Annotated in this window: 8 protein-coding genes and 1 pseudogene; 6 read left to right on the top strand and 3 right to left on the bottom strand. The window is 68.3% G+C overall.

What is annotated here, in order from left to right; genetic code table 11:
• From ACFWF3_RS16925 to ACFWF3_RS16905, 5 genes are all read left to right on the top strand, one after another.
• A partial coding sequence (locus ACFWF3_RS16925; RefSeq protein WP_379314398.1) for a bifunctional ornithine acetyltransferase/N-acetylglutamate synthase occupies positions 1-593 on the top strand: 593 nt, incomplete at its 5' end.
• A complete protein-coding gene (gene argB, locus ACFWF3_RS16920; RefSeq protein WP_379314397.1) occupies positions 590-1,504 on the top strand; it encodes an acetylglutamate kinase in 915 nt (304 codons plus the stop codon). The genes ACFWF3_RS16925 and argB, both read left to right, overlap by 4 nt.
• On the top strand, positions 1,501-2,703 hold the full coding sequence (locus tag ACFWF3_RS16915) for an acetylornithine transaminase (protein ID WP_379314396.1): 1,203 nt from the start codon (positions 1,501-1,503) through the stop codon (positions 2,701-2,703). The genes argB and ACFWF3_RS16915 overlap by 4 nt, the downstream gene beginning before the upstream one ends.
• Entirely contained in the window at positions 2,700-3,632 is a 933-nt protein-coding gene (gene argF, locus ACFWF3_RS16910; RefSeq protein ID WP_378994221.1) for an ornithine carbamoyltransferase, read from the top strand. The genes ACFWF3_RS16915 and argF overlap by 4 nt, the downstream gene beginning before the upstream one ends.
• Before the next feature lie 34 nt (positions 3,633-3,666).
• Positions 3,667-4,170: an arginine repressor gene (locus ACFWF3_RS16905; RefSeq protein WP_056824335.1), complete on the top strand. Its 504-nt coding sequence runs from the start codon at positions 3,667-3,669 to the stop codon at positions 4,168-4,170.
• A 6-nt stretch (positions 4,171-4,176) separates the two neighbouring features.
• Here the strand turns inward: ACFWF3_RS16905 and ACFWF3_RS16900 are convergent, their stop codons facing one another.
• Positions 4,177-4,740, bottom strand: coding sequence for a TetR/AcrR family transcriptional regulator (locus tag ACFWF3_RS16900; protein WP_379314395.1), 564 nt, complete (start codon positions 4,738-4,740; stop codon positions 4,177-4,179).
• 126 nt (positions 4,741-4,866) lie between these two features.
• Here ACFWF3_RS16900 and ACFWF3_RS16895 point away from each other — a divergent pair, with 126 nt between their 5' ends.
• Complete coding sequence (locus ACFWF3_RS16895; RefSeq protein ID WP_378994225.1) at positions 4,867-6,282, top strand: MFS transporter; 1,416 nt, start codon at positions 4,867-4,869, stop codon at positions 6,280-6,282.
• Here ACFWF3_RS16895 and ACFWF3_RS16890 read toward each other — a convergent pair.
• Entirely contained in the window at positions 6,166-6,987 is an 822-nt protein-coding gene (locus tag ACFWF3_RS16890; RefSeq protein ID WP_379314394.1) for a DUF4184 family protein, read from the bottom strand. The two genes, ACFWF3_RS16895 and ACFWF3_RS16890, sit on opposite strands and share 117 nt — an antisense overlap.
• A 30-nt stretch (positions 6,988-7,017) precedes the next feature.
• A pseudogene (locus tag ACFWF3_RS16885) lies at positions 7,018-7,505 on the bottom strand (aldose 1-epimerase); the annotation flags it as partial.

The raw sequence follows: 7,505 nt of genomic DNA, 5'->3' as shown, positions 1-7,505 counted from the left end.
ACGCCGTGGCAACACCGGAGCAGCTCGATTCCGCCCTGCGCAAGGCCACGAAATACACCTTCGACCGGCTCGACGTCGACGGTTCCTGCTCCACCAACGACACCGTGCTGCTGCTGGCCAACGGCGCCAGCGGCGTCGCGCCCGCGCAGGAGGATCTCGACGCCGCGGTGTTCACCGTGTGTGACGACCTGGCCGCGCAGCTGATGGCCGACGCCGAGGGCGTCACCAAGCGGGTCCAGGTCACCGTCACCGGCGCAGCCTCCGAGGACGAAGCGCTCACCGTCGCCCGCGCGGTCGCCCGCGACAGTCTGGTCAAGACCGCGCTGTTCGGCTCCGACCCGAACTGGGGTCGCGTGCTCGCCGCCGTCGGCATCGCACCGGTGACCCTCGACCCGAACCGGATCGCGGTGTCGTTCAACGGCAATCCGGTCTGCGTCGACAGTGTCGGCGCGCCCGGCGCCCGCGAGGTCGACCTGTCCGGCGGGGACGTCGACGTGCTGATCGAGCTCAATGTGGGGGAGGGCACCGCGATGGTGCGCACCACCGACCTCTCGCACGCCTACGTCGAAGAGAACTCGGCGTACAGCTCATGAGTAACAGTGTGGTGCACACTCTTTCGGCGCTGGACAAGGCGCACGTGCTCGCCGATGCGCTGCCGTGGCTGCAGAAGTTCCGCGACAAGATCGTGGTCGTGAAGTACGGCGGCAACGCCATGGTCGACGACGAACTCAAGTCGGCCTTCGCCGCCGACATGGCCTTCCTGCGCACCGTCGGCGTGCATCCCGTAGTCGTGCACGGCGGTGGCCCGCAGATCAACGCCATGCTGAAAAGGCTCGGCATGGAAGGCGAATTCCGCGGCGGCTTCCGCGTCACCACCCCCGAGGTGATGGACGTGGTCCGGATGGTGCTCTTCGGTCAGGTGGGCCGTGAGCTCGTCGGGCTCATCAACGCGCACGGCCCGTACGCGGTCGGCATCTCCGGTGAGGACGCGCACCTGTTCACCGCCACCCGGCGCACCGTCGCCGTGAAAGGTGTCGCCACCGACATCGGCCTGGTCGGCGACGTCACCGAGGTCAACCCCGGCGCCGTGCTCGACCTGATCGACGCGGGCCGCATCCCGGTGGTCTCCACCATCGCCCCCGACGCCGACGGCGTGGTGCACAACATCAACGCCGACACCGCCGCCGCCGCACTGGCCGAGGGCATCGGCGCCGAGAAACTCGTCGTGCTCACCGATGTCGAGGGCCTCTACACCGACTGGCCGGACCGCTCCTCGCTGACCAGCCGGATCGACGCCGACGCGTTGGCGAAGTTGCTGCCGCGCTTGGATGCGGGCATGGTGCCGAAGATGGAAGCGTGTCTGCGCGCCGTGCTCGGCGGGGTCCCCAGTGCCCACGTGATCGACGGGCGCGTCCCGCATTCGGTACTACTGGAGCTGTTCACCGGAGAAGGAATCGGAACCATGGTGACCCCTGCCGGGTCGCCGGATGGAACGCAATCATGAGCGAAACAGAGATGCTGCAGCAGCGGTGGTCGGCCGCGATGATGGACAACTACGGCACCCCGAAGGTCGCGCTGGTGCGCGGCGCCGGTGCGGTGCTCTACGACGCCGATGGCAAGCGCTACATCGACTTCCTCGGTGGCATCGCGGTCAACAGCCTCGGCCACGCCCACCCCGCCATCCTGGAAGCGGTCACCCAGCAACTGGGCACGCTCGGCCACGTGTCGAACCTGTACGCCAGCGAGCCCGTGATCGAGCTGGCCGAGAAGCTCCTGGCCCACTTCGGCGACGGTGAGGGCAAGGCGTTCTTCTGCAACTCCGGCACCGAGGCCAACGAGGCCGCGTTCAAGATCGCGCGGCTCACCGGGCGGTCCAAGATCGTCGCCGCCGAGGAGGCGTTCCACGGACGCACCATGGGCGCGCTCGCCCTGACCGGTCAGCCCTCCAAGCGGACACCGTTCGAGCCGATGCCGCCCGGCGTCGTGCACGTGCCCTACGGTGACGCCGCCGCGCTCGAAGCCGTGGTCGATTCCGACACCGCCGCGGTGTTCCTCGAACCGATGATGGGGGAGAGCGGTGTGGTCGTCCCGCCGTTCGACTATCTCGCCAAGGCGCGGGAGATCACGTCCAGGGCCGGGGCGCTGCTGATCCTCGATGAGGTCCAGACCGGAATCGGGCGCACCGGAACATTTTTCGCGCACCAGGCGGCGGGCATCGTGCCCGACGCGATCACCCTGGCCAAGGGGCTCGGCGGCGGCCTGCCGATCGGCGCGGTGCTGGCCCAGGGCCGCGCCGCCGAACTGCTCACGCCGGGTCTGCACGGCACCACCTTCGGCGGCAATCCCGTCTGTGCCGCAGCGGCTTTGGCCGTGCTGCGCACGATCGACTCCGACAACCTGCTGACCCACGTGGAGTGGGTGGGCAAGAAGCTCAGCGACGGCATCGCGTTGCTCGAGCATCCGGAGATCGACCACGTGCGTGGTGCGGGTCTGCTCATCGGCATCGTGCTGAAGAACGACATCTCCGCCTATGTCGACGAACGGGCGCGCGAGGCCGGCTACCTGCTGAACCCCGCCAAGCCCGACGTGATCCGGTTGGCGCCACCCCTGGTGCTCACCGAAACCCAGGCCGACAATTTCGTCGCCGACCTGCCCGAGATCCTCGACAAGGCCGCCGCCGATGCTAAGGGAGCGACCAAGTGACCCTGCGTCATTTCTTGCGCGACGACGATGTGACGCAGGCCGAACAGGCCGAGATCCTCGCCATCGCCGCCGAATTGAAGAAGGACCCCTTCGCGCACCGGCCGCTAGACGGCCCGCGCGGAGTCGGGGTGATCTTCGAGAAGAACTCCACCCGCACCCGCTTCTCGTTCGAGCTGGGCATCGCTCAGCTCGGCGGGCATGCGGTGGTCGTCGACGGTCGCGACACCCAGCTGGGTCGTGAGGAGACCCTCGGCGACACCGGCAGCGTGCTCTCGCGCTACGTCGATGCCATCGTGTGGCGGACCTTCGAACAGTCCCGCCTCGACGAGATGGCCGTCACCGCGACGGTTCCCGTGGTGAACGCGCTGTCCAACGAGTTCCACCCCTGCCAGGTGCTCGCCGATCTGCAGACGATCAGCGAGCGCAAGGGCTCGCTCGCCGGGCTGAACCTCACTTACTTCGGCGACGGCGCCAACAATATGGCGCACTCGCTGTTGCTCGGTGGCGTGACGGCGGGCATGAACGTGACCGTGGCCGCGCCCGCGGGCTTCGAACCGCTGCCGTGGATCCTGGACGCCGCCGCCAAGCGCGCCGCGGAAACCGGTGCGACCGTGTCGGTCACGGGTGACCCGGTGGTCGGTGCCACCGGTGCCGACGTGCTGGTCACCGACACGTGGACCTCCATGGGCCAGGAGAACGACGGTCTCGACCGCGTCGGCCCGTTCCGCCCGTTCCAGCTGAACACCGAGCTGCTCGCCCACGCGACTCCGGAAGTGATTGTGCTGCACTGTCTTCCGGCGCACCGGGGCGAAGAGATCACCGACGAGGTGCTCGACGGTGGGCACAGTGTGGTCTGGGACGAAGCCGAGAATCGCCTGCACGCGCAGAAGGCGCTGCTGGTGTGGCTGCTCGCGAAAGCCGCCGCGTGAGACCGCGAACCGGGGCCGGCGTGGAGGCTGGGCGATGAGCGCGCCCGAAAAGGGCTCGCCCGCGATCGCTCGCACCCGCGCCGGCCGCCAGTCACGCATCATCGAACTGCTGACCTCGCATTCGGTCCGCAGTCAGACCGAACTCGCCGCGCTGCTGTCGGCCGAGGGGATCGAGACCACCCAGGCCACCCTGTCGCGTGACCTCGACGAACTCGGCGCGGTGAAACTGCGCGCGGCCGACGGTGGCGCGGGCGTCTACATCGTCCCTGAGGACGGCAGCCCCGTGCGTGGGGTCACCGGCGGCACCGGCCGCCTGTCCAAACTTCTCGGTGACCTGCTCGTCTCCACCGACGCCAGCGGCAACCTCGCCGTCCTGCGCACCCCGCCCGGCGCCGCCCACTTCCTGGCCAGCGCCCTCGACCGCGCCGCCCTGCCCTACATCGTCGGCACGATCGCCGGCGACGACACCATCGCCGTCATCGCCCGCGAGCCGCTCACCGGCGCCGAACTGGCGGCGAAAATCGAAGACCTGGCCTGAGCGCCGCTAGCGCTGGGCGCGAAGGCCGGCCAGCGCCACGTCGGTGAGCAGTGGGGCGGACTCCGGGGCGGCCTGGCAGCCCGCGCCGATGCCGTGGCCGAGGCGCAGGATGTCGCGGGGGCTCACCTCGGGGCGGATCTCGCCTGCCTCCTGTACCGGGATCAGAACGCTGCCCGCGGCCTCGGCCAGCAGGGCGGAGCAGGCGGCGAAAGTGTCCGAGGTCCGGTCGATGGCGGCTTTGAGAGTGGTTGCCAGGCCGTGCTTTTCGAGAATGTAGGTGACCAGCTCGCCGAACCAGGCGTCGAACGCGTCGAGGGGGGCGTGCGTTCGGCGTAGTTCGTCTGCCCGTGCGGCGAGTGTCTCGATATTGGCGCGATACACCGCTTCCATCAGCGTGGTGCGATTCGGGAAGTGGCGATACAGCGTTCCGGGACCGACCCCCGCGCGTCGCGCGATGTCGTCCAGCGGTGCGTCGGTGCCGTGCTCGGCGAACGCGTCGCGGGCGCAGTCGACGATGCGCTCGTAATTGCGGCGTGCGTCGGCGCGCATCGGCCGCGACGGTGCGTCCACAAGATCCTCCACTGGAAACGGATGAAGTCTCCGTTTAGTCTTGCGGAACCGGAGACTTTCTCCCTATGCTAGCTCTGTCATAAACGGAGACTCTCTCCGTTTGAGTTCCTTTCTGATGGAGCGTTCTTGACTACCACCACTTTCTTGGAAAAACCCCAGGTAGACCGGGTTCGGCCACGGCTCGTCCTGGTCACTTTGCTGACCTGTCAGCTCATGATCATCCTCGACATCACCGTGATGAATGTGGCGCTGCCGCACATCAGGGCCGACCTCGAGTTCAGTGCAACCGGCCTGTCCTGGGTGATGAACTCCTACACGCTGGTCTTCGGTGGCCTGCTGCTGCTCGGCGGTCGAGCCGGCGACCTGTTCGGCAGGCGCCGGATGTTCATCGCGGGCGCGCTGCTGTTCACCCTCGCCTCGCTGGCCGGCGGGCTGGCGCCTTCGGCTGGATGGTTGCTCGCGGCCCGCGTGCTCCAGGGCATCGGCGGGGCAATGGCCGGTCCCAATACCCTTGCGCTGCTGACTACTACGTTCACCGAGCCCAAGGTGCGGATTCGAGTGCTCGCTCTGTTCTCCGGCATGTCGAGCGCCGGTTTCGCGATCGGCTTGATCGTCGGCGGGTTGCTCACGGAATGGTTCGGCTGGCGCTCGGTGCTGTTCATCAATGTGCCGTTCGGCCTGGTCATCGCGGTACTCGCACTGCGGTACCTGCCTGATTTGCCGCGTCGCGCCGCTCGGCTCGACCTGCCGGGCGCGGTGACGGCGACCGCGGGCGTGGCCGCCCTGGTCTACGGTTTCATCAGTGCCGCCTCGCACGGTTGGGGCGCGGCGGGCACCGATATCTGGCTCGCGATCGGGGCGGCCTTGCTGGCCGCCTTCATAGCGATCGAACTGCGTGCGCCACAACCACTTCTGCCCCTGCACCTTTTCGCCGATCGCAACCGCGCCGCCGGCTATCTGAACATGTTCCTCGGGCCGATGGCAGGCATGTCGATGTTCTTCTTCCTCACCCAGTATCTGCAAGATGTGCTGGGGATGAGTTCGTTGGCAACAGGTTTCGCGTTCCTGCCGACGGCGGTGCTGATGTTCGCGATGATCCGACTGATCCCGCGGCTGCTGGCGCGTTTCGGCCCCAAGCCGGTGACGTTGACCGGCGCCGTCGCCATGGTCACCGGACTCGTGCTACTGACCAGGCTTTCGGAGGACTCCGGCTACTTCCCCCTGCTGTTCGTGGCGATGGTCGCGATGGGCTGCGGTATCGGGCTGGCGTTCTCGCCGCTGAACGTGATCATCATGTCCACGGTCTCGCCCGACGAGGCGGGTGCGGCGGGCGGCGCCTTGCAGACCATGCAGCAGACCGGCGGCGCGCTGGGCTTGGCGATCCTGGTGACGATCTTCGGCACCGCCGCGCGCGACGCGGGCGGTTCACCGACCCACGCCCTGGTCGGCGGCATGACCGCCGCCTTCGCGGCAGCCGCCGTCATCGCCGCCCTGACCTTCCTGGTCGCACTCACCTTCCGCAGCGTCCGCTCGCCGCGGTGAGCGCACGCGACCTGTGCCGAGGTGCCAGAGCGCGGCGTAGGCGGCCCAGGCGACAACCGTCGCCCGAGCCGCACCGACGATCGTGTGTCGGATCAGGTCGTAGGTACTGACCCGGGTGACCGGGTCGTCGACGGCGAGTGCCGCACCGATGACCGGCGCGGCGAGCAGCACGGCGACGACGGCCCGGTGCGTCCACGTGGGTGGGCGAACCTTGCGCCGGGTGCGGCGCACCACGAGGTAGGTGAGGACCGCCGTTCCGGCGAGAGAGGAGAGATAGCCGAGGACGTTGTAGGTCTTGTGCGGCTCGATGACCGACGTCCGCAACAGAGCCGAGTGCTGGACCACGAAACCTGTTGTCTGAGTGAAAGAATCCCAGACCACGTGTGTCGCGGCACCGAGTACCAGGGCGGTGACCGTCGAAACCGTCGCGAGCTCCGCTGATCTGGGATCAGGGGACGAGGCGGGCGCCAGGCCGAGAAGCGCCGAGGCCGGGCCGGCGGAAAGCCGGAAAGCGACGAGTAGCACCAGGCCGATCAGCAGGTCCCAGCACAGAACGCCGACAACCGAGTGGGTTGTGGTGCCGGACAGGGGGCCGGGCAGGTAGTAACCGACGTCGGGGGCGATGGATCCCGCGACGAGTGCGGGAAGGGGGAGATATCGAGCGAAGGGCAGCACCGCGACGGGATGGGCGAACGTGATCGGCACGCAATCACCGTAATCGGCGGTGGTGCTGGGCTACTCGGGCTGCGGAGTCGTTCGGTTCCGCGACAGGCGTTGCCATGTCCAGTCGACGTGGACATCGAGTGGAGAGTCGGGTGTGACCATCCGGGGTGCGGTGTTCAGGCCGTTGGGTGGGCCGGACTGGGCCTCCACCGACAGGGATTGCTCCGGCAGGGTCCAGACGACTACGTCATGGACGGGGCTGGTGATGGTGAATGCCAGGAATCCGGGCCAGGTGAGGCGGGCGAGGACGCCGTTGGGCATGCCGAAGCAGTCGTCCCACGGTGGCGGCGTCGGCGCGATCTCGCGGCCGGTGGGCAGGTAGTCGTCGCCGCGTTCATACTGCCACGCCGGGTCGAAATCGAGTCGCACCGGCCCGGTCGCGGGCGGGGCTTCGCGCAGGAACCACGGATGCCAGCCGCCCTGGGCGGGGACGGCGTCGTGGTCGGTGGCGATGCGCATCGCCAGGGTGAGGTCGGTGTCGGTGAGGGTGAACGTCTGGG

The sequence above is a fragment of the Nocardia sp. NPDC060220 genome (assembly GCF_042727815.1).
Classification (GTDB): Bacteria; Actinomycetota; Actinomycetes; order Mycobacteriales; family Mycobacteriaceae; genus Nocardia.
Note: the sequence above shows the minus strand (reverse complement) of the source record. Positions and strands in the feature narration are given on the sequence as shown.

What these genes read in the sequence shown, in the direction of transcription:
- argB (WP_379314397.1), top strand. Translation starts at nt 590, where the DNA reads ATGAGTAACAGTGTGGTGCACACTCTTTCGGCGCTGGACAAGGCGCAC.
- ACFWF3_RS16905 (WP_056824335.1), top strand. Translation starts at nt 3,667, where the DNA reads ATGAGCGCGCCCGAAAAGGGCTCGCCCGCGATCGCTCGCACCCGCGCC.
- ACFWF3_RS16915 (WP_379314396.1), top strand. Translation starts at nt 1,501, where the DNA reads ATGAGCGAAACAGAGATGCTGCAGCAGCGGTGGTCGGCCGCGATGATG.